We start from the raw sequence: 25,818 nt of genomic DNA, 5'->3' as shown, positions 1-25,818 counted from the left end.
GATGACACTTCCCGTGTGGCTGCTCATCGCCCTGCCGCTGGGCGGCGCGGCGGTCCTGTTGCTCGGCGGTCGTCGCACCGACCGGTGGGGGCATCTCTTGGGCACGGCCGCGGCGCTCGCGTCGTTCGTCTGCGGCGCGGTGCTGTTCACCGACATGGTCAACAGTCACCCCGAGGACCGCCTCGTCCACGAGGCTCTGTTCAGCTGGGTACCCGTCGGTGCGCTGAAGGTGGACTTCGGGTTGCAGCTCGATCAGCTGTCGATGTGCTTCGTGCTGCTGATCACCGGTGTCGGCTCGCTGATCCACATCTATTCGATCGGCTACATGAAAGAGGACGTCGGTCGCAGACGGTTCTTCGCCTACCTCAACCTGTTCCTGTCGGCCATGTTGCTTCTGGTTCTCGCCGACAACTACCTCGGCCTGTACATGGGTTGGGAGGGCGTCGGTCTGGCGTCCTATCTGCTGATCGGTTTCTGGTCGCACAAGCCGTCGGCTGCCACCGCGGCCAAGAAGGCGTTCGTCGTCAACCGGGTCGGTGACATCGGCCTCGCGGTGGCGCTGATGGTGATGTTCGCGTCGATCGGCGCCGTCTCGTTCGCCGAAGTGTTCGACGCCGCACCGCAACTCACGCAAGGCACGCTGACCGCGATCGGCCTGATGCTGCTGCTCGCCGCATGCGGTAAGTCGGCGCAGGTGCCGCTGCAGTCGTGGCTCGGCGATGCGATGGAGGGTCCGACCCCGGTGTCGGCGCTCATCCACGCGGCCACCATGGTCACCGCCGGCGTGTATCTGATCGTTCGGTCGGCACCGGTGTACGACCTCGCGCCGCACGCACAGACGGCGGTGGTGGTCGTCGGCGCCGTCACCCTGCTGTTCGGCGCGATCATCGGCTGCGCCAAGGACGACATCAAGAAGGCGCTCGCGGCGTCGACGATGAGCCAGATCGGTTACATGGTGCTGGCTGCCGGCCTCGGCCCGGCCGGCTACGCGTTCGCGATCATGCATCTGCTCACCCACGGCTTCTTCAAGGCCGGCCTGTTCCTCGGCGCCGGCTCGGTCATGCACGCGATGGACGACGAGGTGAACATGCGCCGCTACGGCGGTCTACGCACCGCGCTGCCGATCACGTTCGCCACCTTCGGTCTCGGCTATCTCGCGATCATCGGCATTCCCCCGCTGGCCGGTTTCTTCTCCAAGGACGGCATCATCGAGGCCGCCCTCGGCGCCGGCGGCGCGAAGGGCGTGATCCTCGGCGGGGCAACGATCCTGGGCGCCGGGATCACCGCGTTCTACATGACGCGCGTGATGTTGATGACGTTCTTCGGGGAGAAGCGCTGGGCCGAGCACGGAACGACGGGGGAACAGAGGCATCCGCATGAGTCGCCCGCGGTGATGACGTGGCCGATGATCCTGCTCGCGATCGGATCGGTGGGCGCCGGTGCCGCGCTGGCGATCGGCGGCACGTTGGAGCACTGGCTGGAACCCGTGGTCGGCGCGCACGAGGTGCACCACGTGCTGCCAGTGTGGGTGGTCACCGTGACCGTGCTGGCCGTCGTGGCGGTCGGCATCGCGATCGCTTACCGGATGTACGGGACCCGCGCGGTGCCCGACGTCGCACCGGCGGGCTCGGCACTGACGGTCGCGGCGCGGCGCGACCTGTACGGCGACGCGTTCAACGAACGCGCGCTGATGGTGCCGGGCGCGCAATTGACCAGGGGGCTCACCGAACTGGACGACGAGGTGGTCGACGGCGCCGCGGGCGGGTTGGCCGCCGCGATCAGCCGGGTCTCGGACGGCCTGCGCGGTGTGCAGACGGGCTTCGCCCGCTCCTACGCGTTGTCCATGCTCGCCGGCGCGACGTTCGTCGTCGCCCTGATCCTGGCGGTGAACCTGTGGTGACATCCGTGCCGTGGCTGACGGTCCTGTGGGCGGTCCCGATGGTGGGCGCGGTGGTGGTCATGCTGCTGCCCGCGGCGGCGCGTTCGCTGGCGAAGTGGGTCGCCCTGGCGGTGGCGCTGGTGGTCCTCGCGGTCACCGCAGTCGTCGCGGTCGGCTTCGATCCCGCCGGCGAGCAGTACCAGTTCGTCGAGAACTACCGCTGGATACCGTCTTTCGGGACCGGATACATCCTCGGTGTCGACGGCATCGCGCTGGCCCTGGTCGTGCTCACCGCGGTGCTGGTTCCCCTGCTGATCGTCGCCGGCTGGAACGACGCCGGCGATCGGATCAGCTGGGGTGGTCGTTCCGTGCACGTCTACTTCGCGCTCACGCTGGCCGTCGAGGGCATGGTGCTGATCTCGCTGGTCTCGCTGGACATCCTGCTGTTCTACGTGTTCTTCGAGGCGATGCTGATCCCGATGTACTTCCTCATCGGCGGGTTCGGCGGCCGCGAGCGTAGTAAGGCGGCGGTCAAGTTCCTGCTGTACAACCTCTTCGGCGGCCTGATCATGCTCGCCGCCGTCGTGGGCCTCTACGTCGCGACGGCGTCGAGCGATGCGTTCGACGCCGGCACCTTCGACCTGCGAGCGATCGTCGCCGCGGTCGCCAGTGGTGACTTCGTGATGAACCCGGTGATCATGCACCTGCTGTTCGGCGGTTTCATGTTCGCATTCGCGATCAAGGCGCCGCTGTGGCCGCTGCACCGCTGGCTGCCCGACGCCGCCGTCGAGGCCACTCCGGCGAGCGCGGTGCTGATGATGGCGATCATGGACAAGGTCGGCACCTTCGGCATGATCCGGTACTGCCTCACTCTGTTCCCGGACTCTGCAACCTATTTCAGCCCGCTGATCATCACGTTGGCGGTGATAGGCATCATCTACGGCGCGGTCGTCGCGATCGGGCAGACCGATGTGATGAGGCTGATCGCCTACACGTCGATCTCGCACTTCGGCTTCATCATCCTCGGCATCTTTGTGATGACCAGCCAGGGTCAGGCCGGGTCGACGCTGTACATGGTCAACCACGGCATCTCGACGGCCGCACTGTTCCTGATCGCCGGGTTCTTGGTGTCGCGCCGGGGTTCCCGCCTCATCAACGCCTACGGAGGGGTGCAGAAGGTCGCTCCGGTGCTTGCCGGCACCTTCCTGGTGGCGGGCCTTGCCACGCTCTCGCTGCCGGGCCTGGCACCGTTCATCAGCGAATTCCTCGTGCTGATCGGCACATTCACCCGCTATCCGGTGTTCGGCGTGCTGGCGGCGAGCGCGCTCGTGCTCTCCGCGATCTACATCTTGTGGACCTATCAGCGGATGATGACCGGGCCCACGCCGGAGGCGTTGGCGCAGGGCGAGTCTCGGGTCACCGATCTGCGGCCCCGTGAACTCGCGGTCGTTGCACCTTTGCTCGCGCTGCTGCTGGTTCTCGGGGTGTATCCCAAGCCCGCGCTCGACGTGATCGACCCCGCGGTGACGCACACGCTCACCACGATCGACCGGCCGGATCCGGTACCTCGGACGGCGGAAGGACCGGTGCGATGAGCATGCCCACCCCGTCGGTCGAGTACAGCCTGATCGCACCGATGCTGATCGTCTTCGGCGCGGCGGTGCTCGGCGTCCTGCTGGAAGCACTTCTGCCGCGCCAGCATCGTTATCGCGCGCAGATCGCGCTGAGCCTCGTGGCACTCGTCGGCGCATTCGTCGCAGTCGTCTTGGTGGCGCGAGACATCGGTGGCGGCAACGGCTTTCCCGCTGTCATGGGCGCGGTGTCGATCGACAAACCTGCGGTGTTCCTGCAGGGCACCATCCTGCTGGTCGCGGTGCTCGGGGTCCTGCTGATCGGTGAGCGCCGGATCGCGGTGCCCGATCGGGCCGATCCGGGTGACGGGCTGGACGCGTTCACCGCGCAGGCCTCGGCGATCGCCGGCAGCGTGGTCGAGAAGCAGGCGACCGCAGCGGGTGTCGTCCAGACCGAGGTGTTCCCGTTGACGATGTTCGCCGTCGGCGGGATGCTGCTGTTCCCCGTGGCCGACGACCTGCTGACGATGTTCATCGCGCTCGAGGTTCTGTCGCTGCCGCTGTACCTGCTGTGCGGGCTGGCACGCCGGCGGCGGCTGCTGTCGCAGGAATCGTCGCTGAAGTACTTTCTGCTGGGCGCGTTCTCGTCGGCGTTCTTCCTCTACGGCGCGGCCATGCTCTACGGCTACGCGGGCACTCTGTCGCTCCCCGGGATCGCCGACGCGGTGTCCGCGGACCAGGGCAGCCGCTCGCTCGCACTGGTCGGCATCGCCCTGCTACTGGTCGGGGTGCTGTTCAAAGTCGGCGCGGTGCCGTTCCATTCTTGGATTCCCGACGTCTACCAGGGCGCGCCGACACCGATCACGGCGTTCATGGCGGCGGCCACCAAGATCGCCGCGTTCGGCGCCATGCTACGGGTGTTCTCGGTGGCTCTGCCCGGGCTGCATGATGATTGGCGGCCGGTGCTGTGGGCGGTCGCTATCGCCACGATGGCGGTGGGCACCATCACGGCAGTCACGCAGAACGACGTGAAGCGCATCCTGGCCTACTCGGCCGTCGCGCACAGTGGGTTCATCCTGACCGGTGTGGTCGCCGGTACGGAGACGGGCCTGTCGGCGACGCTGTTCTATCTGTTCGCCTACGGGTTCTCCACGGTCGGCGCGTTCGCGGTGGTCAGTCTGGTGCGTGATGCCGACGGTGAGGAGGACACCGCGCTGGCCCGGTGGGCCGGGCTGGGCAAGCGGTACCCATTGGTGGGCATCGTGTTCTCGCTGTTCCTGTTGGCGTTCGCCGGGATTCCGCTCACGAGTGGGTTCGTCAGCAAGTTCGCGGTGTTCAAGGCGGCCGGCGAGGGCGGGGCCATCCCACTGGTGGTGGTCGGTGTGATCGCGAGTGCCATCGCGGCGTACTTCTACGTGCGGGTGATCGTGTTGATGTTCTTCACCGACCGCCCGGACGACGCCCCGATCGTCGTGGTGCCGAGCGTGCTGACGACGGGTGTGGTCGCGGTGACCGCGGTCGTGACGTTGCTGCTCGGCGCGCTGCCGCAACCGCTGCTCGACATCGTCGACGCGGCGGGCCGATTCCTGCCCTGACGGCCGCGATCGCCGAAGCTAGGCGACCACTCCATGCAGGAGGATCGAGGTGGTGCTCTCCACCCACGCCGGGCTCGCCAGGTAGTCGGGCGCCTGCAGCATCGCCAACATCGTTGCGCCGCCGATCAGATGGACCAACCCGTCGGGGTCGATGTCCTTGCGGACCTCGCCGCGCTCCACGGCGTCCTGCAGCCGTGACCGCACCGCGTCGAACAGGCCCGTGAACCGCGCGCTGACGCGGCCCAGCAGCGCGGGGTCGGCCGACACGTCGGAGATCAGCCCGGGCAGCGCGGCTGCGACGACCGGGCTGGTGAACACGTCACGCGCAGCCGTCACCATGGCCCGCAGATCGGCGGCGATGTCGCCTGGCGGTGTGTCGATCGCCGTGGGCGTCACCGGGAAGACCGCCTCATGGATGAGCTCCGCCTTGCTGGACCACCGGCGGTAGAGCGCGGTCTTGGTGGTCCCCGCGCGTTCCGCGACGGCCGCCATCGTCACGTTGGGATAGCCGATTTCGACCAGCAGATCGGCAGTGGCACGCAGAATGGCAGCGTCGATGCGGGGGTCGCGCGGACGTCCGGCGCCCGGGGGCTTGTCAGCCGGGGGCAGGTCTGCTTTCATAACGCTACCCACCGTAACGTATTCGGGGTGCCGCGGCGTCGGATCCGTGGCGGGAAGGACATTCTCGTGCCCAGCCACACCACCCCCGCCACTGGCGGTGACCCCGCAGTCGAAGACGTCGACCGGCTCCAGCGGTCCAGCCGCGACCTGGCCGACGTGCCTGCCACGCTGTCGCGATGGTTGTCGTCACTGATGCCCGACACCACGCCAGAGATCACCGTCGACAGCGGCATCGACGCCAACGGGATGTCGTCGGAGACCATCCTGCTGTCGGGCCGCTGGATGCAGGGCGGCACTCAGGTCGAGCAGCGCTGGGTCGCCCGCGTCGCACCCTCAGACGCCGACGTTCCCGTGTTCGAGCACTATCGGCTCGACCACCAGCACGAGGTCATCCGGCTGGTCGGCGAACTGACCGACGTGCCGGTGCCGCAGGTGCGCTGGCTCGAACCGAGCGGAGACGTCCTCGGACGGCCCTTCTTCCTGATGGACCGCGTCGACGGGATCGTGCCTCCCGATGTCATGCCGTACACGTTCGGCGGCAATTGGCTGTTCGATGCCGAACCCGCGCAGCAGCGCCGCCTCCAGGACGAGACCATCGCGGTGCTGGCGAAGCTGCATGCGATTCCGAACGCGCAGGCCACATTCGGCTTCCTGCAGGACAGCGACCCGCCCGGCGAGACGGCGCTGCACCGGCACTTCGGGTGGTTGAAGAACTGGTATGAGTTCAGCGTGCCCGACATCGGCCGCGCACCGCTGGTCGAACGTGCGCTGGCGTGGCTAGACGACAACTTCCCCGAGGACGTCGCAGCCACCGAATCCGTTCTGGTGTGGGGCGATTCGCGCATCGGCAACGTGATGTACCGCGACTTCTCCCCCGTCGCCGTCCTCGACTGGGAGATGGCCACCGTCGGTCCCCGCGAGTTCGACGTCGCATGGCTGTCGTTCGCGCACATGGTGTTCCAAGAGCTCACCAAACTCGCCGGCCTGCCCGGGATGCCGGATTTCCTGGCAGACGACGACATCCGTGCCACCTATTGCGAGCTCACCGGCGTCGAGATCGGCGATCTGCGCTGGTTCCACGTCTACTCCGCAGTGGTCTGGTGCTGTGTGTTCATGCGTACCGGAGCGCGGCGCGTGCACTTCGGCGAGATCGAGAAACCCGCCGACATCGAATCGCTGTTCTACCACGCGTCGCTGCTCAAGAAACTGTTAGGAGACACGGTCTGATGCTCGGACCCATGGACGAATATCCGGTACACCAGGTTCCGCAGCCGATCGCGTGGCCCGGGTCTTCGGACCGCAACTTCTACGACCGGTCCTACTTCAACGCCCACGACCGCACCGGCGACATCTTCCTCATCAGCGGTATCGGCTACTACCCCAACCTCGGGGTGAAGGACGCTTTCCTCTTGGTGAGGCGCGGGGACACCCAGACCGCCGTCCATCTCTCCGACGCCATCGACCAGGACCGACTCAACCAGAACGTCGGCGCCTACCGCGTCGAGGTGATCGAGCCGTTGCGGAAGCTGCGCATCGTCTGCGACGAGACCGAGGGCATCGCAGCCGATCTCACGTGGGAGGGACTGTTCGACGTCGTCCAGGAGCAGCCGCACATCATGCGCCGCGGCACCCGGGTCACGCTGGACGCGCAGCGCTTCGCCCAGGTGGGCACCTGGAGCGGGCAGCTGTCGATCGACGGTGAGGACATCGCCGTCGATCCCGCGCGCTGGATCGGCACCCGCGACCGCTCCTGGGGCATCCGCCCCGTCGGCGAGGCGGAGCCCCCGGGCCGCCCCGACGACCCGCCGTTCGAAGGCATGTGGTGGCTCTACGTGCCGATGGCATTCGACGACTTCGGGATCGTGATCATCATCCAGGAGGACCCGCAGGGCTTCCGCTCGGTCAACGACTGCACGCGCATCTGGAAGGACGGCCGTGTCGAGCAGCTCGGTTGGCCGCGGGTGAAGATCCACTACCGTTCCGGCACCCGCATTCCCACGGGTGCGACCATCGAGGCGACCGAAAGCGACGGCAGCGCTCTACATCTCGACGTCGAGTCGAAACTGCCGGTGCCGATCCACGTCGGCGGCGGCTACGGCGGTGACTCCGACTGGCTGCACGGCATGTGGAAGGGCGAACGCTTCACCGAGCGGCTCACCTACGACATGACCGATCCGGCGATCATCGGCCGGGCCGGCTTCGGGGTGATCGACCATGTCGGCCGTGCGGTGTGCCGGTACCCCAATGCGACAGACGGCACCGAGCGCGAGGGGTGGGGCCTGTTCGAACACGGCGCGCTCGGCCGCCACGACCCGTCCGGCTTCGCCGACTGGCTCTCCGTCGCACCCTGACGCGGCTCAGGCGGGGTGGGGTTCGCGCACGGGCGCGCGGCCGAACACCATCGACTCCTCGATGCGGTCGAACCGGTGATCGATGACGTCGAGCACGTAGTTGTGCCGCACGTTCCACGGTCGGCGCGTGCCGGAACGAGGCAGCGCGTGCGGTGCGCGCTTGATGTAGCCGGCGTCCAGATCGAACGTCGGCTTCTCGGTGATCGGGGCGTTCCCGCGGTGCGGATAGGCGTGCGTGTAGCCGTGAGTTCGCATGTGCGCGATCAGCTTTGCCACAGCCTTGGCCGTCATGTCGGCACGCAACGTCCACGACGCGTTCGTGTAGCCGATGCACCACGCCATGTTGGGCAGGTCCTCGAGCAGGTACTCCTTGTAGACGAACCGATCGGTCGGCTCGATCTCCGCACCGTCGACCAGCACCCTGATGCCGCCGAGCGCCTGCAACTGCAGGCCCGTCGCGGTCACGATGATGTCGGCGTCCAGCCGCCTGCCGGAACGCAACACGATGCCGGTCTCGTCGACGTGGTCGATGGTGTCGGTGACCACCTCGGCCCGCCCCGCGCTGATGCGCTCGAACAGGTCGTGGTCGAGCACCAGGCACATCCGCTGATCCCACGGGTTGTAGCGCGGCTTGAAATGCACATCGACGTCGTAGCCGGGCGGAAGTGCCGCCACCGTGCGATTGCGGATCAGCCAGCGCCCGAACCGGGGCGCCTTGCGGAACATGAAGTACGTCAGGACGTGGAACAGCGCGTTGCGGAATCGCACCACCGAGTGCGACAGCCGGCGCGGGAGGAGCTTGCGGATCGCGTCGACCATCGGGTCGATCCGCGCCATCGACATCATGTAGGTGGGTGAGCGCTGCAGCATCGTGACGTGCGCGCACCTGTCGCTGAGCGCGGGGATCAGGCTGATCGCGGTGGCCCCGCTGCCGATCACCACCATCCGCTTGCCGGTCAGGTCGAGGTCCTCGGGCCAGAACTGCGGGTGGATCACCGGCCCGCCGAACGAGTCCAGACCGGCGATGTCGGGCCGATAGGGATCGTCGTAGCTGTAGTAACCGGTGCCACAGAACAGGAACCGCCCGCGGAACACGCGCTCCTGCCCGTGCTGCTGTGCCCGCACCGTCCAGGTGTCGCTGCCGGAGTCCCACTCGACCGAGGTGACGTGGGTGTCGAACTGGATGTGCCGGTCGATGCCGTGCTTTCGGGCGGTCTCGGCGAGGTACTCCCGGATGTGACCGCCGTCGGCGACGTTCTCCCGGCGGGTCCACGGCTCCCACGGGAACGACAGCGTGAAGATGTCGCTGTCGGAACGGATTCCGGGATAGCGGAACAGGTCCCACGTGCCCCCGATGCGGGAGCGTCGCTCGAGGATCGTGTATCGCACCCCGGGGTTGCGTTCCGCGATCCGATAGGCCGCGCCGATGCCGGAGATGCCGGCACCGATGATCACGACATCCGAGAAATCCTCCACCCGTACCTCCTGTGGTCCGCAGGCGTACCACCCACTCTAGGAGATCCAGACCACACCGCGGCGGCGATCTCCCGCAATACCGTCGAGCCATCCTGTACACGTAAGTCGCGGTGGATGTACATCCTGGACATGTACCACGGCGGCCGCGGTGTCTACCGTGGAGTCGAGCGCGACCCTGAAGCCCCGAACGGAGTCCTCATGACCACCACCGCACCCGCCGCGAAGAAGAGCACCTACGCACCGCTGGAGTTGTTCGACATCGCGCGCCTGCTCGATGACGAGGAGCGCGAGATCGCGGCGACGGTCCGCTCATTCGTCGACAAGACGCTGCGGCCCGAGGTCGAGAACTGGTTCGAGTCGGCGACGCTGCCCAAGGAGCTGGCCAAGGAATTCGGTAGCCTGGGGCTCCTGGGCATGCACCTCGACGGTTACGGCTGCGCAGGCACCAACGCGGTCAGCTACGGCCTGGCGTGCATGGAGCTCGAGGCCGGCGACAGCGGGTTCCGCAGCTTCGTCTCGGTCCAGGGATCGTTGTCGATGTTCTCGATCCACCGGTACGGCTCCGACGAGCAGAAGGACGAGTGGCTGCCCCGGCTCGCGACTGGGGACGCCGTCGGCTGCTTCGGTCTGACGGAACCGGACTTCGGCTCCAACCCGGCCGGCATGCGGACCCGGGCGCGCCGCGACGGTTCGGATTGGGTGCTCACCGGCACGAAGATGTGGATCACCAACGGCAACCTCGCCGACGTCGCGACCGTCTGGGCGCAGACCGACGACGGCATCCGCGGATTCCTGGTGCCCACCGACACCCCCGGGTTCACCGCGAACGCGATCCACCGCAAACTCTCGCTGCGTGCGTCGGTGACCTCCGAGCTGGTGCTCGACGAGGTCCGCCTGCCTGCCTCGGCGCAGCTGCCGCATGCCAACGGTCTGGGCGCGCCGCTGTCGTGTCTCAACGAAGCCCGCTTCGGCATCGTGTTCGGTTCGCTCGGCGCGGCTCGCGACTGCCTGGAGACCGCCATCGCCTACACCCAGTCGCGCGACGTGTTCGACAGGCCGCTGTCGAGCTACCAGCTCACCCAGGAGAAGCTCGCCAACATGACGGTGGAGCTCGGCAAGGGCATGCTGCTGGCGCTGCACCTGGGCCGGATCAAGGACAGCGACGGTGTGGCGCCCGAGCAGATCAGCCTGGGCAAGCTCAACAACGTGCGCGAGGCGCTGGCCATCGCGCGGGAATGCCGAACCCTGTTGGGCGGCAGCGGGATCACGCTGGAGTACTCGCCCCTTCGCCATGCCAACAACCTCGAATCCGTGCTCACCTACGAGGGCACCTCGGAGATGCACATGCTCTCGATCGGCAAGGCGCTCACCGGGCACGCCGCGTTCAGGTCATGACCGCCGCGATCGAGCATCTGATCGCGGGACAGTGGGTTCCCGGCCGCGGTGAGAACGTCCGCAGCGTGAACCCGGCCCGGCCTGACGTGGTGGTGGCCGAAGGACGCGCAGCCCTGGTCGCCGATGTCGACGCCGCGGTGGCCGCCGCCGCCGACGCTGCGAAGGCGTGGGCGGCGACACCGATCCATCAGCGCGGTGGGGTTCTGGTGGCCGCGGCCGACATCGTCGATGGCAACGCGGCCGCGTGGGGCCTCGAGCTCGCCGCCGAGGAAGGCAAGACGAAGGCCGAGGGCATCGGCGAGGTGCGCCGCGCGGCACAGATCTTGCGCTACTACGGCGCAGAGGGTGACCGGCAGGCCGGCGAGATCTACGCCTCCCCGCGCGCCGGCGAGCAGATTCTGGTGAGCCGCAAGCCGCTCGGCGTCGTCGCCTGCATCACGCCGTTCAACTTCCCCATCGCGATCCCGGCGTGGAAGATCGCTCCCGCGTTGGCGTTCGGCAACACGGTGGTGTGGAAGCCCGCCAGCACCGTGCCGCTGCTGGCGCTGCGACTGGCCGACGCGCTGACCTCTGCGGGATTGCCCGACGGCGTGCTCAACCTCCTGGTCGGCGAGTCCGACATCGGCGACGCACTGGTCCGCCACGCCGGGATCGACGCCATCACGTTCACCGGCTCCACCGCGGTCGGGCGGCGGATCGCCGCGGCGGCAGCCGGGCGCGGTGTCCCGGCGCAGGCCGAGATGGGCGGCAAGAATGCCGCGGTCGTGCTCGATGACGCCGACGTGGATCTCGCAGTGGAGCAGGTGCTGCTCGGCGCCTTCCGGTCCACCGGCCAGAAGTGCACCGCCACCTCACGATTGATCGTGACCGCCGGCGTCGCCGACCGATTCGTCGACGCGGTGTGCGAGCGGGCGGCGGCCCTGCGGGTGGGCGACCCCACCGAGGACGCCACCGAGATGGGACCGGTCGTCAGTGCCTCTGCGCAGCAGAGAATTTCAGCGGGCATCGCGACGGCCGCCGGGCAGGGCGCCATGGTGCTGACCGGCGGCACGCCGTACTCCGACACGCGCGCCGACGGCTACTTCGTCGCCCCCACGGTTCTCGAGCTGGGTGACGGAGATGCCGACGTGTGGACCGAGGAGTTGTTCGGACCCGTGCTGAGCGTCAAGCGGGCCACCGACGCCGACGAGGCGTTCGCGCTGGCCAACGACAGCGAGTTCGGGCTCTCGGCTGCGGTGTTCACCCAGGATCTCACCCGGGCGCTGCACGCGGTCGAGCACATCGACGTCGGTGTCCTGCACATCAATTCGGAGTCGGCCGGCGCCGATCCGCATGTGCCGTTCGGCGGGGCGAAGAAGAGTGGGCTCGGACCCAAGGAGCAGGGCGTCGCCGCCCGGGACTTCTTCACCCACACCACCACCGTGTACCTGCGTGGCGGCAGGCCGCGCGCGTGACGCCGGGCGCACTGGACGGCGTCGTCGTCGTCGACTTCAGCCGCGTGCTGGCCGGCCCGTACGCGACCATGATGCTCGGCGATTTCGGCGCCGAAGTGATCAAGATCGAGCGCCCGCAGACCGGTGACGACACCCGTCACTGGGGTCCGCCGTATGACTCCAACGGTGTTGCAACGTATTACAGCTCCGTCAACCGCAACAAGCGATCCGTCGCACTCGACCTGACCGATCCCGCCGACCTGCAGCGCGCCCGTGACCTGGTCAGCAGGGCCGACATCGTCGTCGAGAACTTCCGCGCCGGGACCATGGAGAAACTGGGGTTGGGCTACGACGACGTGCGGGCGCTGCGCCCCGACGTCATCTACTGCTCGATCACCGGATTCGGGCGCGAAAAGGGAGCCGACCTCCCGGGATACGACCTGCTGCTGCAGGCCGTCGGCGGACTGATGAGCGTCACCGGCACCGAACCCGGCGATCCGACCAAAGTCGGGGTGGCGCTGGTGGATGTGCTCGCCGGCGTGCACGCACTCAGCGGAATCCTGGCCGCGTTGACCTACCGGGAGCGCACCGGCGAGGGCCAGCGGGTGGACACCAATTTGCTGTCGGTTCTGTTGTCCTCGTTGGTGAATCAAGCGTCGGGGTATGTCGGTGCCGGGGTGGTCCCGGGGATGATGGGCAATCGCCATCCCAGCGTCGCGCCCTATCAGACGTTCGACACCGCCGACCGGCCGATCGCCGTGGCCGTCGGCAACGACAAACAGTTCCGCGCCTTCGCCGCGGTGCTCGGCCAGGCGGACTGGGGTGAGGACCCGCGGTTTGCCACCAATCCCGCGCGTGTGCAGAACCGGGAGTTGTTGTGCGCCTTGATCGAAGATCAGTTGCGCCGGTCCGGAGCCGACCACTGGTACGCCGAGCTGACTGCAGCCGGTGTGCCTGCGGGCCCGATCAACGACGTGGCCGAGGCGTTCGCGTTCGCTGAGCGGCTGGGCCTGCACGCGACGGTGGCGATGCCCGACGGGGGCGCGCTCCAGGTCGCCAACCCGCTCACGTTGTCGGCCACCCCGGTCAGTTATCGATCGAGCCCTCCCCCACTGGGCGGCTGAGGCCTCTCGGACAGGAGCTTCCTGGCCCTGATCGCCAACCACAACCTCACCCTCGTATCCGCGTTGTCGAGATCGTCTCCCAGTAGCTCGGCGATGCGCCGCATCCGGTGACGAGTCGTGTGGCGATGTACACCTGTGGCGGTCGCGGCCGCCTCGAGGTGACCATTGTGTTGCAGGAACGCCTCCAATGTCGCCACCAGATCCGCGGTCAGCGGCGCCAAAGGCTCTGCCAGTAAAGCCATTTCGGGGTCGGTGCGACCCGCGAGGAGCACTCCGAGCGGTCCGAGATCGGCGAAGTCGCCCAGCGGTGTGCGGCCCGCGAGCCCGGCGACGCGCGCCTGCTCGAGGCCCACGGCGATGTCGGGCAGGAGCACCGGGGCGCTCACACCACCGGCGGGCGGGCGGCGCCCGCCCTCGGTCAGGCGAGCCCGGTCGGAACTGAGCACCACGATCACCAGTCCCCGATCCATCGGAGCCATCAGATACGGCCCCCTCGCAGCGAGCCGCCGCGCCCAGTCCTGCTGCGCGACCAGCAACGGCCCGACATCGGCGAGCAGCGCCAGGATCACCTCGTCGTGCGGCTCGAACCCGAAATAGCGCAGCACCCCGTCATCGACGATCCCGCCGCGCAACAGTTCTCGCGTCACCACCGTGCGCAGGCGCTGTTCGGCGTCGATGACACCGGCCGGCTTCTCCAGCGAAAGCGAGATCAGGGACACCGCATGCGCGACCAGGAGTCGATCGGAGTTCGACAGCGGCGCGAGGGTACGTACCGCCAATCGACCCCGGATCTGTTGGGCTGCTCGCAGATTCTGCACGGCGACATAGGCATCGGCATCAGCACTGACGTACGCGCCCCGACGTGGCGTGGAGGCCGACGTGTCGGCGGTCAGCGCCGCGATGAGCCGATCCTGCTCGGGTCCCGCGACCGCCAGCACGTTGCGATCGGCGCCGACGGCCAGGACGGCGCCGCCCAGCCACGCGGCCAGCGCATCGACCACTCCGGGTATACCCCCGCTCAGCGTCGCGCGGACGAGGATCTCCTGACCGTCCACCACTCGCTGGACGTCCCGCAGCTGGTCAGCCTGCAGCGCGTCGATCACGGTCTTGGTGATCGCGATGAAGGGCGTCGACGGCGGGACCTCGAGCACCGGCAGGCCCGCCCGGTTACCGGCTTCGAGCACGCCGGCGGGGATCTCGCTCAACGTCGTGCCGGTGTCGACAGCCAGCGCGGCGCTGCCCGCTGCGGCCAGCCGTGCCACGTACGCGGACTGCGCCGCGGCGTCGGCGCCGATGTTGATCCCGGTGGTCATCACGAGTTCACCGCCGGTGAGATACGGCGTCGGGTCGGCCAGTTCGATGGCGTGCGCCCATGCGATCGGCCGGTCGGCTGCGGCTTCACCCGCGACCAGGCGCACCCCGAGACGGCCGATGTCGGCCAGCTGCCGCGCGGTGATCGCCATCGAAGCAGTCTTATCCGAGACGGAGCCGGCTAGCTCGTCGCATCGACCGACAGCGCGTCGACGATCTGGCTCAGGGTGTCCACCGGGATCGGGCCGGGCTGATACAGGCAGACCCGATCGGCCACACCGGCGGTGCGGTCGCGGATGTGCGCGGCGATGTCGGCGGGTGTGCCGCAGGCGGCGATGGTGTGCAGCACGTCGTCGTCGATGAGGGCCCCCATCTCGGCCCAGCGGCCCTGCTTGGACAGGGCATTGAGCTCGGGCTGCAGATCGCCCCAGCCGTGCACGTCGAGCACGGGCCGATACGCAGGCGTGGACCCGTAGAACGCGAGCAGCCGCCGCGCGGACGCATGATCAGGATCGGATTCGGCGTCGGACACGATGACCTCGGGCACGATCGCCAGGTCCTCGCGGCGCCGCCCTGCCGCGGCGAGCCCGGCGTCGACGTTGGGCAGCGTGACCTCGGTCAGGAAGCGTCGCGAGCCGAACGGCATCACCAGCAGCCCGTCGGCGGTCTCGGCGACCATGCGCGTCAGCCGCGGCCCGAGGGCGCCGACGTAGATGGGGATCGGCGCGAAGTCGGCTGGCGGGCTGAACGTCGGGGTCATCAGCGTGTGCCGGTAGAACTCGCCGCGGTAGGCCAGCCGTTCGCCGGTGCGCCATGCGTCGAAGATGGCCCGCAGCGCGCCGATCAGGTCCCGCATCCGTTCGACGGGTTTGTCGAATTCGGCGCCGAAGCGCTTCTCGATCTGTGTGCGGATCTGGGTGCCCAGCCCGAGCGTGAACCGTCCGTCGGTGAGCAGCTGGTGGTCGACCGCCTGGTGTGCCAGGTGAATCGGGTTGCGTGGGAACGCGATTGCGACGTTGGTCATCAGGTCCAGGCCGCCGACGGAGGCGGCCAGGGTCAGCGGGGTGAACGCGTCGTGCGGGCCCTCGAAGGTGAACACCCCGCTCGCACCCGCCTCACGCAGGGCCGCGGCCCGCTGCGCCGCACCGATCGGACTCATGAGCGCCGTCATCACCTGCACAACGGCCGACCCTAGCGCGATTTCGGCGTGCAAATCGTCGCCATGCGACGACGAGCACGCCAGAATCGCTTCATGGCAGACGTGGTGATCGTGGGAGCCGGCTTCGCCGGGCTGTCGGCGGCGCGGGAGTTGACGCGCCTCGGGCGCGATGTCGTGGTGGTCGAGGGCCGCGACCGCGTGGGGGGCCGCTCGTACACCGGCGAGGTGGGCGGGGTGCCCGTCGACCTCGGCGCGACGTTCGTGGGCCCGACGCAGGACGCCGTGCTGGGGCTGGCCCGGGAGCTGGGCTGCGAGACCGTGCCCACCTACAGCCACGGCAGGAACCTGATCCGGTGGCGCGGCCGCGTGCGCACGTACCGCAGCACCATTCCGCGCCTGTCGATACTCGAACTCCTCGACGTATCCCGCATCCAGTGGCGGTTCGGCCGGATCAGCAAGCAGGTCCCGGTCGCCGATCCCTGGTCGTCTCCGATCGCCGAGCACCTCGACGCGCTCACCCTCGACAGCTGGTTGCGGTCGGTGCACGCAGGCGCCTCGACGCGCGACCTGATGGCGATCATGGCGCGTGTCACCTGGGGGTGTGAGCCGGACGCGGTGTCGATGCTGCACGCCGTGCGCTACGTCAAAGCCGCCGGTGGCCTCGACCGCATGCTCGACGTCAAGGGCGGCGCGCAGCAGGACCGCTTCCTCGCAGGCACGCAGCAGATCGCGGTCCGGATGGCCGCAGACCTCGGCGAGCGCGTGGTGCTCGGCGCCCCGGTGCGGCGCATCGAACGCCGCGAGGGCGGCCTGACCGTGATGTCCGACCGTGGCGAGTTCACCGGCGCCGCCGTGATCGTCGCGGTACCGCCCGAGCACCGCGGCGCCATCACGTTCGATCCGGCCCTTCCCGACGGCTACGAGGCGCTGGCCCGGCACTGGCCTCAAGGTCATCTGAGCAAGGCCTACGCGGCCTACGAGCAGCCGTTCTGGCGCGAGAACGGTTATTCGGGGGAAGCGTTGTCCGACGAGGGCCCGGTCTTCATCACGTTCGACGTCAGCCCCGGCGGCGACGGACCGGGGGTGCTGCTCGGCTTCACCGACGCGCGACTGTTCGACCCGTTACCGCCCGAGCAGCGCCGCGAGGTCGCGCTGTCGAACTTCGTCACGTTGTTCGGCGATGCCGCGGCCGATCCGGTCGATTATCTCGACCACTGTTGGGGTGCAGAGGCGTTCGCACCGGGCGGGCCGACGGCGGCGGTGCCGCCGGGATCGTGGACGGCACACGGCCCGTTGCTGCGGACCCCGGTCGACGGGATCTTCTGGGCGGGCACCGAAACCGCGGACACGTGGCCGGGGTTCCTCGACGGCGCGGTGCGTTCGGGGCAGCGTGCGGCCGCCGAGGCGCATCAGGAGCTGACGCGGCGCTCCTGAGTCTGGCCGGTCAGCCACCGGAGTTGCTCGTTGACCTCGGCGGGTTGCTCGAGGATCGCGCAGTGCCCGCCCGGCACCTCGACGAAGCGGGCCAGGTTCGGCGCTGTCGCCGCGATGCGCCGCGACGAGACCATGGGCAGCAGGCGATCTTTCGTGCTGCCGATCACCACCGTCGGCACGGTGAGGCTCTTCAGATTGATGTGTTGAGGCCCCATGTGATCGACCAGGACACGCGCCCAGCCACCGCGTCCGGCGGGCGGCGTTTTGTGGAACAGCTCGAAAACGAAGTCGCCGACGGCTGATTCGGCGTCTCGGCCCACAGCGATCATCTTCACGAACCGGCGGCTGGGCCCGTTGGTCACGCGCATCAGCGGTGCTCCCCCGAACGTCCGCAGCAGCGTGCCGCCCGCGCGCACCCGCGCCTGGGCCAGCGACGGCGGCACCGGCAGCAGGTTCACGTGCCGCAGCAGGTCGCCGGTCGTGGTGTTGATCAACGCTGCCGCGGCGGCGCATTCGGCCACGCGGTGCGGATAGCGCTCCGCCCAGGAGCTGATCGCGATACCGCCCATGGAATGCCCGGCGATCACGGCCCGCTCACCGGGGGTCAGCGTCGCCTGCAGCACGGAGTCGAGGTCGCCGGCGAGGTGGTCGAGGCTGTAGCCGCCGCGCCGCGGCGGTACTCCGCTGCGGCCGTGCCCGCGGTGGTCGAACGCGATCACGCGATGGTCGCGGGACAGGTCGGCGATCTGGTAGGCCCACACCCGCAGAGAGCACGTGATGCCGTGAGCCAACACCACCGCAGGTGCGTCGTCGGGCCCGAACACCTCGGTGTGCAGGCGCACGCCGTCGCGGGATCGCACGTCGACGATGCGGCCGGGGGCCAGATCCCGGGCGGGCGCAAAACATGTGCCCTGCATCCGGCCACCACTGCGTGCTGCCATACCTGTCCCCCGGTTGCGTCGTTGCATCCGCGCAATACTGCCCTGGAGACTGTACCGCCGCGGGCGCGACTCCCCGGTGCAAACCGGTGGGGTTCAATGGTCGGCATGCGCGCAATCCACATCCGCAGTCTGGACGGGCCCAGCGCGGCCGAGCTGGTCGAGATCGACGAGCCGGCCGCCGCCGAGGGTTCCGTGGTCGTGGAGGTGCACGCCGCGGGTGTCGCCTTTCCCGATGCGCTGCAATCCCGTGGGCTCTACCAGTACAAGCCCGAACTCCCCTACGTTCCGGGCGCCGAGATCGCGGGGGTGGTGCGAAGCGCGCCCGACGGCGCGCACGTGCGCCCCGGTGATCGAGTGGCCGGGTTGACGATGCTGTCCGGTGCGATGGCCGAAGTGGTTGCGCTGCAACCGGAGCGAGTGTTCGCACTGCCCGACGCGGTGTCGTTCGAAGCCGGCGCCGGGTTGCTCTTCAACGACCTGACCGTGCATTTCGCACTCCGCACCCGCGGCCGGTTGCGCGACGGTGAGACCGTGCTGGTGCACGGCGCCGCCGGGGGCATCGGCACCTCGACGCTGCGGTTGGCCCCCGCCTACGGCGCGGCGCGCACGATCGCGGTCGTCAGCACGGACGCGAAGGCCGAGGTGGCCCGCGCCGCGGGCGCGACGGACGTGGTCCTCGCCGACGGATTCAAGGACGCGGTGAAGGACCTGACCGGTGGACGCGGGGTGGACATCGTCATGGATCCGGTGGGCGGGGATCGCTTCACCGACTCCCTGCGGTCACTGGCTCCCGGCGGGCGGCTTCTGGTCGTCGGTTTCACCGGTGGCGAGATCCCGACGGTCAAGGTCAATCGGTTGCTGCTCAACAATGTCGACGCCGTGGGCGTGGGCTGGGGTGCGTGGACGATGACGCATCCGGGTTACCTCACCGAGCAGTGGGCAGAGCTGGCGCCGTTGCTGGCCTCCGGCGCGGTGCGCCCTCCGGAGCCCGACGTCTTCCCCCTGGAGCGCGCCGGCGAGGCCATCGCCTCGCTGGAGGACCGGACTGCGCGCGGGAAGGTCGTCGTCACGCTGCGCTGAGTCGTGCGACGCACCGCGAACGTGCGGTCTTTGCGCACTTCTTTGCCCGCTGCGATAGTGGAATCCATGGCGCCCGCTCTCCGAGGATCGACGGCCGATCCGCAGGTTGCTGGCTTTCTGCATGCGGCATCACAGCGACCGGCCGGGCTCGTCATCGAGGGTGAAGCGGGGATCGGTAAGACCACGGTGTGGCTGTCCCTGGTCGACCAGGCCCGCGCGGACGGTTTCTGCGTGTTGACCGCGCGGGTGGGGCAGGCAGAAACAGTGATGGCTTTCGCCGCGCTGGCCGACCTGCTGGCCGATGTGGACGCCGGTGTCCTCGCCGGGCTGCCGGCCTTGCAGCAGCTCGCGCTCGACCGAGTGCTTCTGCGCGCGGGCGACGACGGCCCGGCGACCGACCACAGGGTGGTGGCGGCTGCTCTGGTCGCGGTTCTGCAGGCCCTGGCCGAACGCGGCCCCGTCCTGATCGCGATCGACGATGTCCAGTGGATGGACACCTCGAGCCGCACCGCGGTCGCGTTCGCAGCGCGCCGCATGCAGGGGCGATTCGGAGTGCTGGTCACCGAACGCTGCCGGCCCGGCGACGGCACGACGACGATGTGGCTGGCGCTGAATCGACCCGACGGAATGCACCGCAGTGCGGTGCATCCGCTCGACAGCGCGGCACTGCACACGGTGATCTCCGAGCGCACAGGCCGTACGTTCTCTCGGCCGACGGTCTTGCGCATCGCCGAGATCTCCGGCGGCAACCCGTTTTTCGCCGTGGAACTGGCTCGCGCCATCGGCGAGGGACACGCGGTCACCGATCAGGCGCTGCCCCCCACCCTGACCGAGGTAGTGCGCGCCCACATCGGCTCGCTCGACGACCGGATGCGGGAGTTCCTGCTCAGCGTGGCCTGCCTGGCCGATGCCCGCGTGGACGTGCTGGCACTCGCCAATGACATGAGCCGGGACGAGGTGATCGGTCTCGTCGAGCACGCCGAGGCGGCAGGCATTCTCACGCTGCAGGGCAACCAGGTGCGGTTCACCCATCCCCTGTTGGCCAGCGGAGTCAACGCCGACGCGGGATCGCCGGCTCGCCGGGCGATACACCGCAAGCTGGCGGCCGCGGTGACACTGCCGGAGGTGCGTGCCCGTCACCTGGCGCTGGCCTCGGCGACCGGCACCGAGGAGATCTTCTCCGCACTCGACGCCGCAGCGGATTCGGCGCGGTCCCGCGGCGCGCCCGCCGCGGCCGCGGAGTTGGTCGATCTGGCGATCGGACTGGGCGGCGACACCTCGGTGCGACGACTGAGGTCTGCCGAAAACCATTTCCTGGCAGGCAACGTCACCCGTGCGGGAGAGCTTCTCGCCGGCGTCGGACCTGGCGAACCCGAGATCGTGCGCGCGTTGGTGGCGAGCCTGCTCGCCACCGTGCTGATGTACCAGAACGAGCACAGCGAGGCGGTGGAGCTGCTGCGTGGCGCGGTCGACGACGCTGCGGGTAACATCGCCGTGCTGATCCAGGTGCTTCTGCGATTGTCGTTCGCGCTCAACAACATCGGCGAGCCCGACGATGCGCGACGACACGGCCGCGACGCAGTGAAGCTCGCCGAGGAGCTGGGCGTGCCCGCGATCATCAGCCCGGCGTTGGCCTGGTCGGTGTACATCGACTTCCAGAACGGACGGGGTCTAGACCAGCGGGCGCTGCGCCGCGCGCTGGAGTGCTATGACAGCGCGTTCGACGTCCCGATCATCTTCCGGGCACCGCTGGTGCAGGCACTCACACTGTCCTGGACGGGCAAGCTCGCCCAGGCGCACGAACAGTTCACCGCGCTGCGGGTGGTGTGCGCGGAGCGCGGCGCCGAAAGCGACATGATGGCGATCGCGGGTTTCCTTGCGATGAACCACATCTGGCGTGGCCGCTTTGCCGAGGCCGCGGCCGAGGCCGCCGACGCCGTGGAACGGGCCGAGCAGCTCGGTGGTGAGGACGTCCTGATCATCCCGCTGACCGTGCGGGCGGTGGTGTCGTCATTCCTGGGCCACGAGGACGACGCCCGCACCGATGCCAGCCGCGTCGTCGCAGCCACGCGCGGTCGCACGGCATCGCACATCGCCGACTGGCCGGGCATGGCGCTCTGTTTCCTCGAGGAATCGTTGGGCCGGCACCGGGAAGCGCTGGCGGCCCTGGACACGTCGTTTCTGAGCGAACCCGGCCTGTCGACCGAGATCGCCTACGGCTGGCACCTTCCCGATGTCATCGAGGCGATGGTGGCGGTGGGCCGCCTAGACGAGGCAGACAAGCTGACTGCGACGCTGGAACGCGATGGAGCAGAGCATGATCGCGGGTGGATGAAGGCGGTCGGTACCCGGTGTCGCGCCGTGGTGCTCGCCGCCGAGGGGCAGGTGTCCGAGGCCGAGCAGGCCGCGCACCGGGCGCTGGCGGAGCACGACCGCCTGCCGATGCCCTTCGAACGGGCCCGCTCCCAACTGGTCCTCGGCCAGCTACAGCGCAGGTTGCGGCAAAAGCAGCTCGCGGCAACGACGTTGACCGAGGCGCTGACGACGTTCGAGCAACTCGGAACATCGCTGTGGGCTCGGCGGGCGCGCGCCGAACTGTCCCGCGCCGTGGTGGCGCCGTCGGACGACCTCACGGCGCTGACACCGTCCGAGCGCCGGGTGGCGGAGATGGCCGCGTCCGGAGCGACGAACAAGAACATCGCGGCAGCGATGTTCATCAGCGCCAAGACCGTCGAGCACAACCTCACCCGCGTCTATCGCAAATTGGGCATCACGTCACGGGCGGAGTTGGGCCGACGGATGGACCGTCCGCCGGCGGATTAGGTGATCCAGTCGGGCTGAGCGTCGGCGTCGACGGCGGAGAAGTCCTTGTGCGCGAGACCGGCGATCGTGCCGCCGTCGACCACGAACTCCGCGCCGGTCGAGTAGCTCGACTCGTCGCTGGCCAGGTACACCACGAGGTGGCTCACCTCGACGGGTTGGGCGATGCGCCCGAGCGCGGTGGTGAAGATGTCCTCGGGCACCCAGTCCGCCATCGGCGTCTTCACCAGCCCGGGATGCACGGAGTTCACCCGAATGCCGAATGGCCCCAACTCCAGTGCGGTGGATTTGGTCAGGCCACGCACGGCGAACTTGGTGGCGGTGTAGCCGTGGCTGGCGATGGTGCCTGCCATCCCCTCGATCGACGAGATGTTGATGATGGACCCGCGGCCCGCCGCCTTCATCGGGCCCGCGGCTGCGCGGATACCGAGGAAGACGCCGGTCAGGTTGATGTCGAGGATGCGCTGCCACTCGGCCATGTCGAAGTCCTCGATCGTGCCGATGTTGAGAATTCCCGCGTTGTTGACCAGGACGTCGAGGGAGCCGAACGCTTGCTGCGCGGTGGCCACCGCCGAGCGCCAGTCGTCGGGATCGGTGACGTCGAGATGCACGTAGCGTGCGGCGTCACCGAGCTCCGCGGCGACCTGTTCCCCCTCGGCGTCGAGAATGTCGCCGCACACCACCGAGGCGCCGTGGGCCACCATCTCCCGCGCGTGTGAGGCGCCCATCCCCCGGGCGGCTCCGCTGATGAGGGCGACCTTGCCGGCCAATCGAGCTGTCATGACATCTCCTGCCTCGGCGGTATCGCGATGGGCATCGTCACCATAGGCGATCACAGGAGATGGATGGTCTGGAATCGCGGCGCTGCCATACTGTGCCGATGAACGGGCTTGCAGGAAAAGGGATTCTGGTCACCGGCGCGGCGTCGGGTATCGGCGAGGCCACCGTGCGGCGGTTGACGGCCGAGGGCGCGACGGTCGTGGGGCTGGATCTGGCTGCGGACGCTCCGCCTTTCGGCGACTACGTGCGTGCCGATGTACTGGACGGCGCCGCGGTGGCGGGCGCGGTGCGCCGCGTCGTCGAGCTGGCCGGGCGCCTCGACGGGGTGGTGCACTCCGCGGGAGTGGGCGGGGGCGGTCCGATCCACCTGCTGCCCGACCAGGAGTGGGACCGCGTGGTCGACGTCAACCTCAAAGGCACCTTCGTGGTCTTGCGTGCGGCACTGGCTCAGATGATCACGCAGGAGCGGGTCGACGGCGAGCGCGGCGCGGTGGTGACGCTGTCGAGCGTCGAGGGCATCGAGGGCACGGCGGGCGGCAGCGCCTACAACGCATCAAAGGGCGGGGTCGTCCTTCTCACCAAGAACGCGGCAATCGACTACGGGCCCAGCGGTATTCGTGCCAACGTGATTTGTCCCGGCTTCATCGAGACGCCGCTGTTCGAATCGGTGATGGGCCTCGACGGGATGGCCGTGCCGCGCGAGGGAGTCCGCCACGAGCACAAGCTGCGCAGGTTCGGTCGGCCCGAGGAGATCGCCGCCGTCGCGGCGTTCCTGGTGTCGGCCGATGCCAGTTTCGTCAGCGGCCAGGCGATCGCGGTGGACGGTGGCTACACGGCCGGGCGCGACCACCAGGTGACCGAGCTGATGGGTCTCGGCGAGCAGTGAGGACCGTCGGTCACCACACCACGGCGACCGCCGCAGCGGTCAGCGCCAGCACACCCACCGACAGGAACAGCGGGCGCGGCACCGGCGTGCCGGTGCGCCGCTGACGGGCGTTACCCATCCCGAGCACTCCGCCCAGGACGACGAGGATGACGAGCTTCACGCCGATCTTCGGATAGTTCAGTTCGACGCCGGCCGGCCACGGCGCGGCCAGCGCGAGTCCGCTCAGCAGCGAGACCAGCAGGCCGTAATCCATCAGCCGCGTGGTGGTGAAGCGGCGGGCCGCCGCCTCGGCGACCCAGGCCCCGAAGGTGACCGCAAAGCCCACGATGTGCAGCAAAACCACTACGGAGCGTAGTACTTCCATGCGGTGAGGCTACAACAGCAGGCGTGCAGACCTGCGGCGATCAGGCGGGCGGCGGGCCGACAGGCACCTGATAGCAGTTGGTGCCGCCGATACCCATCACGTAGACCGTGTCGCAGCGCTGGAAGGTACCGTCCGGGCCGGGCAGGGAATCGCAACGGCCACCGCCGTTTCCGAACACCACCGCATTGCTGCACGGTTGCGCCGTCGCGGTGCCCGAGGTTGCCAGACCGGCCCCCGCCAGTGCCAGCGCCGCCCCCGCGATCATCCACTTCTTCGTCATGTCGTTCCCCCTTCTCCAGTTCCGCGCGTCGACGCGGACCTGCCGGAGGAAGAGACCCATGCGCCCGACCTCCGGCACATGACGACACCGATTGTGCGCCCGTTACCCACCTCTGCGCAGGCGATTTACGTCACGTGATCTTTCGCCTCGTCCCGCGATTCTGACGTCCAGCTAACTCGGCCCGGTGTATCGTCTGCCCACCGGGGAATGGAAACGGCGACACCAAGCGGAGGTTCGCATGGAGATTCCGAACGTGTCCGTGGCGCCCGATTCCGATCACACCCGAGGTCTCTCCCGCCTCCTGCAGGCCGTTCAGGAGCTCTCGCTCGCGCGCAGCCTCGCAGAGATCCAGGTGATCGTGCGTACCGCAGCCCGTGAGCTCACCGGCTGCGACGGAGCCACCTTCGTGCTGCGGGACAACGGCAAGTGCTATTACGCCGACGAGGATGCGATCGCCCCCCTGTGGAAGGGCAGCCGTTTCCCGATGGAGATCTGCATCAGCGGATGGGCGATGCTGAATCGGGCCCCGGCGGTGATACCCGACATCTACGACGACCCCCGGGTTCCCCATGCGGCCTACCGACCCACGTTCGTCAAGAGCCTGGTGATGGTGCCGATCCGCACCCTCGATCCTGTGGGGGCGATCGGCAACTACTGGGCCGACGAGCACGAACCCACGGCCCGGGAGGTGTCGCTGCTACAGGCGCTGGCCGACTCGACATCGATCGCGATGGAGAACGTGGCCGTCAGCGAGGGACTGGAAGAGCGGGTCCGCGAACGCACCGCCGCGCTGGAACTGGCCAACGAGGAGATCCACCGCCTCTCCCGCACCGACGATCTGACCGGCCTGGCGAACAGGCGCGGTTTCCACCTGTTGGCCGAGGAGGCCCTGCGGATCGCGCGCAGTCGCGGACGTCGATGCCTACTGGCCTTTCTCGACGTGGACGGCCTGAAACGGGTCAACGACGAGGCAGGCCACGACGTCGGGGACCAGCTGATCGCCGACGTGGCCGCGGTTCTGCGTGCAGCGGTCCGGCCGTCGGACATCGTGGCGCGCCTCGGCGGCGATGAATTCTGCGCGCTCCTCGTCGATTACGGCGGCGACGGCGCAATGCTGAAGCAACGGTTGAGCGAGGCCCTGGACAATTTCCAGGCTGCCGAGCGGCCCTACCGGCTGGCGGCGAGCATCGGCATCCTGGAGGTCCCCCCGACGAATGTCAGCGGGCTGGACGAACTGCTCGCTCAGGCCGACCAGCTGATGTACGACGACAAGAAGAGCAAACCGCTGTCCCCTGCCTGACCACGTCCGCCACGGCGT

Annotated in this window: 21 protein-coding genes; 13 read left to right on the top strand and 8 right to left on the bottom strand. The window is 68.7% G+C overall.

Annotation, left to right across the window (positions count from 1 at the left end; genetic code table 11):
- Window position 1: 1 nt before the first annotated feature.
- From nuoL to nuoN, 3 genes are read left to right on the top strand one after another with little or no spacing between them, the layout of a single operon-like run.
- Window positions 2–1,900, top strand: a complete 1,899-nt coding sequence (gene nuoL / locus ACZY1G_RS12680; RefSeq protein ID WP_463822558.1) for an NADH-quinone oxidoreductase subunit L — start codon at window positions 2–4, stop codon at window positions 1,898–1,900.
- Window positions 1,894–3,474, top strand: coding sequence for an NADH-quinone oxidoreductase subunit M (locus ACZY1G_RS12675; protein ID WP_463822557.1), 1,581 nt, complete (start codon window positions 1,894–1,896; stop codon window positions 3,472–3,474). Before nuoL ends, ACZY1G_RS12675 begins: the two co-directional genes overlap by 7 nt.
- Window positions 3,471–5,045: an NADH-quinone oxidoreductase subunit NuoN gene (gene nuoN / locus ACZY1G_RS12670; RefSeq protein ID WP_463822556.1), complete on the top strand. Its 1,575-nt coding sequence runs from the start codon at window positions 3,471–3,473 to the stop codon at window positions 5,043–5,045. The genes ACZY1G_RS12675 and nuoN overlap by 4 nt, the downstream gene beginning before the upstream one ends.
- A gap of 18 nt (window positions 5,046–5,063) precedes the next feature.
- On the opposite strand, the gene ACZY1G_RS12665 is transcribed toward nuoN, so the two are convergent.
- Window positions 5,064–5,666 carry a TetR/AcrR family transcriptional regulator C-terminal ligand-binding domain-containing protein gene (locus ACZY1G_RS12665; protein ID WP_463822555.1) on the bottom strand — a complete coding sequence of 201 codons (603 nt, stop codon included), beginning with the start codon at window positions 5,664–5,666 and terminating at the stop codon, window positions 5,064–5,066.
- Window positions 5,667–5,732: 66 nt separating this feature from the next.
- Here ACZY1G_RS12665 and ACZY1G_RS12660 point away from each other — a divergent pair, with 66 nt between their 5' ends.
- Together ACZY1G_RS12660 and ACZY1G_RS12655 are read left to right on the top strand one after the other, a co-directional pair.
- On the top strand, window positions 5,733–6,893 hold the full coding sequence (locus ACZY1G_RS12660) for a phosphotransferase family protein (RefSeq protein WP_463822554.1): 1,161 nt from the start codon (window positions 5,733–5,735) through the stop codon (window positions 6,891–6,893).
- Window positions 6,893–8,017 carry an Rv3169 family protein gene (locus ACZY1G_RS12655; protein WP_463814656.1) on the top strand — a complete coding sequence of 375 codons (1,125 nt, stop codon included), beginning with the start codon at window positions 6,893–6,895 and terminating at the stop codon, window positions 8,015–8,017. Before ACZY1G_RS12660 ends, ACZY1G_RS12655 begins: the two co-directional genes overlap by 1 nt.
- A 6-nt stretch (window positions 8,018–8,023) precedes the next feature.
- Here the strand turns inward: ACZY1G_RS12655 and ACZY1G_RS12650 are convergent, their stop codons facing one another.
- Window positions 8,024–9,493 carry a flavin-containing monooxygenase gene (locus tag ACZY1G_RS12650; protein ID WP_463822553.1) on the bottom strand — a complete coding sequence of 490 codons (1,470 nt, stop codon included), beginning with the start codon at window positions 9,491–9,493 and terminating at the stop codon, window positions 8,024–8,026.
- A gap of 198 nt (window positions 9,494–9,691) precedes the next feature.
- Here ACZY1G_RS12650 and ACZY1G_RS12645 point away from each other — a divergent pair, with 198 nt between their 5' ends.
- Genes ACZY1G_RS12645 through ACZY1G_RS12635 form a run of 3 tightly spaced genes read left to right on the top strand, consistent with a single transcriptional unit; the run spans window position 9,692 to window position 13,445 of the window.
- A complete protein-coding gene (locus tag ACZY1G_RS12645) occupies window positions 9,692–10,888 on the top strand; it encodes an acyl-CoA dehydrogenase family protein (RefSeq protein ID WP_463814654.1) in 1,197 nt (398 codons plus the stop codon).
- A complete protein-coding gene (locus ACZY1G_RS12640) occupies window positions 10,885–12,342 on the top strand; it encodes an aldehyde dehydrogenase family protein (protein WP_463822552.1) in 1,458 nt (485 codons plus the stop codon). The genes ACZY1G_RS12645 and ACZY1G_RS12640 overlap by 4 nt, the downstream gene beginning before the upstream one ends.
- Window positions 12,339–13,445 carry a CaiB/BaiF CoA transferase family protein gene (locus ACZY1G_RS12635; RefSeq protein WP_463814652.1) on the top strand — a complete coding sequence of 369 codons (1,107 nt, stop codon included), beginning with the start codon at window positions 12,339–12,341 and terminating at the stop codon, window positions 13,443–13,445. The genes ACZY1G_RS12640 and ACZY1G_RS12635 overlap by 4 nt, the downstream gene beginning before the upstream one ends.
- Here ACZY1G_RS12635 and ACZY1G_RS12630 read toward each other — a convergent pair.
- The gene (locus ACZY1G_RS12630; RefSeq protein WP_463822551.1) at window positions 13,412–14,908 is read right to left on the bottom strand and encodes a PucR family transcriptional regulator; all 1,497 of its coding nucleotides are present in this window, start codon (window positions 14,906–14,908) and stop codon (window positions 13,412–13,414) included. The genes ACZY1G_RS12635 and ACZY1G_RS12630 overlap by 34 nt on opposite strands.
- Window positions 14,909–14,937: 29 nt before the next feature.
- Window positions 14,938–15,927 carry a TIGR03617 family F420-dependent LLM class oxidoreductase gene (locus ACZY1G_RS12625; protein ID WP_463814650.1) on the bottom strand — a complete coding sequence of 330 codons (990 nt, stop codon included), beginning with the start codon at window positions 15,925–15,927 and terminating at the stop codon, window positions 14,938–14,940.
- An 81-nt stretch (window positions 15,928–16,008) separates the two neighbouring features.
- Between ACZY1G_RS12625 and ACZY1G_RS12620 the strand changes: the two genes are divergently transcribed.
- Window positions 16,009–17,349, top strand: coding sequence for a flavin monoamine oxidase family protein (locus ACZY1G_RS12620; RefSeq protein ID WP_463822550.1), 1,341 nt, complete (start codon window positions 16,009–16,011; stop codon window positions 17,347–17,349).
- On the opposite strand, the gene ACZY1G_RS12615 is transcribed toward ACZY1G_RS12620, so the two are convergent.
- Window positions 17,325–18,290 carry an alpha/beta fold hydrolase gene (locus ACZY1G_RS12615; protein ID WP_463822549.1) on the bottom strand — a complete coding sequence of 322 codons (966 nt, stop codon included), beginning with the start codon at window positions 18,288–18,290 and terminating at the stop codon, window positions 17,325–17,327. The genes ACZY1G_RS12620 and ACZY1G_RS12615 overlap by 25 nt on opposite strands.
- 105 nt (window positions 18,291–18,395) lie before the next feature.
- On the opposite strand from ACZY1G_RS12615, the gene ACZY1G_RS12610 reads away from it, so the two are divergent.
- Together ACZY1G_RS12610 and ACZY1G_RS12605 are read left to right on the top strand one after the other, a co-directional pair.
- Complete coding sequence (locus ACZY1G_RS12610) at window positions 18,396–19,370, top strand: NADPH:quinone oxidoreductase family protein (protein WP_463822548.1); 975 nt, start codon at window positions 18,396–18,398, stop codon at window positions 19,368–19,370.
- 66 nt (window positions 19,371–19,436) lie between these two features.
- The gene (locus tag ACZY1G_RS12605; RefSeq protein ID WP_463822547.1) at window positions 19,437–22,193 is read left to right on the top strand and encodes a helix-turn-helix transcriptional regulator; all 2,757 of its coding nucleotides are present in this window, start codon (window positions 19,437–19,439) and stop codon (window positions 22,191–22,193) included.
- Here the strand turns inward: ACZY1G_RS12605 and ACZY1G_RS12600 are convergent.
- Window positions 22,190–22,972 (bottom strand): glucose 1-dehydrogenase, encoded by a 783-nt coding sequence (locus tag ACZY1G_RS12600; protein WP_463822546.1) that lies wholly within the window; start codon window positions 22,970–22,972, stop codon window positions 22,190–22,192. The genes ACZY1G_RS12605 and ACZY1G_RS12600 overlap by 4 nt on opposite strands.
- A 98-nt stretch (window positions 22,973–23,070) precedes the next feature.
- Between ACZY1G_RS12600 and ACZY1G_RS12595 the strand changes: the two genes are divergently transcribed.
- Window positions 23,071–23,856, top strand: coding sequence for an SDR family NAD(P)-dependent oxidoreductase (locus ACZY1G_RS12595; RefSeq protein WP_463822545.1), 786 nt, complete (start codon window positions 23,071–23,073; stop codon window positions 23,854–23,856).
- A 10-nt stretch (window positions 23,857–23,866) separates the two neighbouring features.
- Here ACZY1G_RS12595 and ACZY1G_RS12590 read toward each other — a convergent pair whose 3' ends face one another.
- Both ACZY1G_RS12590 and ACZY1G_RS12585 read right to left on the bottom strand, forming a co-directional pair.
- Window positions 23,867–24,220, bottom strand: a complete 354-nt coding sequence (locus ACZY1G_RS12590; RefSeq protein ID WP_463822544.1) for a Fe-S protein — start codon at window positions 24,218–24,220, stop codon at window positions 23,867–23,869.
- A gap of 40 nt (window positions 24,221–24,260) precedes the next feature.
- Window positions 24,261–24,500 carry a CDGP domain-containing protein gene (locus ACZY1G_RS12585; RefSeq protein WP_463814642.1) on the bottom strand — a complete coding sequence of 80 codons (240 nt, stop codon included), beginning with the start codon at window positions 24,498–24,500 and terminating at the stop codon, window positions 24,261–24,263.
- A 238-nt stretch (window positions 24,501–24,738) separates the two neighbouring features.
- On the opposite strand from ACZY1G_RS12585, the gene ACZY1G_RS12580 reads away from it, so the two are divergent.
- On the top strand, window positions 24,739–25,800 hold the full coding sequence (locus ACZY1G_RS12580) for a sensor domain-containing diguanylate cyclase (protein ID WP_463814641.1): 1,062 nt from the start codon (window positions 24,739–24,741) through the stop codon (window positions 25,798–25,800).
- The last annotated feature ends 18 nt before the right edge of the window (window positions 25,801–25,818 follow it).

The sequence above is a fragment of the Mycobacterium sp. IDUB_5 genome (genome assembly GCF_055419565.1).
The sequence above is the reverse complement of the archived record's forward strand: the minus strand, read 5'-3'. Positions and strand labels throughout refer to the sequence as shown.

Excerpts from the sequence above, each read along its gene's own strand:
- nuoL (WP_463822558.1), top strand. The coding sequence starts at position 2 with ATGACACTTCCCGTGTGGCTGCTCATCGCCCTGCCGCTGGGCGGCGCG.
- nuoN (WP_463822556.1), top strand. The coding sequence starts at position 3,471 with ATGAGCATGCCCACCCCGTCGGTCGAGTACAGCCTGATCGCACCGATG.
- ACZY1G_RS12665 (WP_463822555.1), bottom strand. The coding sequence starts at position 5,666 with ATGAAAGCAGACCTGCCCCCGGCTGACAAGCCCCCGGGCGCCGGACGT.
- ACZY1G_RS12655 (WP_463814656.1), top strand. The coding sequence starts at position 6,893 with ATGCTCGGACCCATGGACGAATATCCGGTACACCAGGTTCCGCAGCCG.
- ACZY1G_RS12645 (WP_463814654.1), top strand. The coding sequence starts at position 9,692 with ATGACCACCACCGCACCCGCCGCGAAGAAGAGCACCTACGCACCGCTG.
- ACZY1G_RS12640 (WP_463822552.1), top strand. The coding sequence starts at position 10,885 with ATGACCGCCGCGATCGAGCATCTGATCGCGGGACAGTGGGTTCCCGGC.
- ACZY1G_RS12630 (WP_463822551.1), bottom strand. The coding sequence starts at position 14,908 with ATGGCGATCACCGCGCGGCAGCTGGCCGACATCGGCCGTCTCGGGGTG.
- ACZY1G_RS12625 (WP_463814650.1), bottom strand. The coding sequence starts at position 15,927 with ATGACGGCGCTCATGAGTCCGATCGGTGCGGCGCAGCGGGCCGCGGCC.
- ACZY1G_RS12620 (WP_463822550.1), top strand. The coding sequence starts at position 16,009 with ATGGCAGACGTGGTGATCGTGGGAGCCGGCTTCGCCGGGCTGTCGGCG.
- ACZY1G_RS12615 (WP_463822549.1), bottom strand. The coding sequence starts at position 18,290 with ATGGCAGCACGCAGTGGTGGCCGGATGCAGGGCACATGTTTTGCGCCC.
- ACZY1G_RS12610 (WP_463822548.1), top strand. The coding sequence starts at position 18,396 with ATGCGCGCAATCCACATCCGCAGTCTGGACGGGCCCAGCGCGGCCGAG.
- ACZY1G_RS12605 (WP_463822547.1), top strand. The coding sequence starts at position 19,437 with ATGGCGCCCGCTCTCCGAGGATCGACGGCCGATCCGCAGGTTGCTGGC.
- ACZY1G_RS12600 (WP_463822546.1), bottom strand. The coding sequence starts at position 22,972 with ATGACAGCTCGATTGGCCGGCAAGGTCGCCCTCATCAGCGGAGCCGCC.
- ACZY1G_RS12595 (WP_463822545.1), top strand. The coding sequence starts at position 23,071 with ATGAACGGGCTTGCAGGAAAAGGGATTCTGGTCACCGGCGCGGCGTCG.
- ACZY1G_RS12590 (WP_463822544.1), bottom strand. The coding sequence starts at position 24,220 with ATGGAAGTACTACGCTCCGTAGTGGTTTTGCTGCACATCGTGGGCTTT.
- ACZY1G_RS12585 (WP_463814642.1), bottom strand. The coding sequence starts at position 24,500 with ATGACGAAGAAGTGGATGATCGCGGGGGCGGCGCTGGCACTGGCGGGG.
- ACZY1G_RS12580 (WP_463814641.1), top strand. The coding sequence starts at position 24,739 with ATGGAGATTCCGAACGTGTCCGTGGCGCCCGATTCCGATCACACCCGA.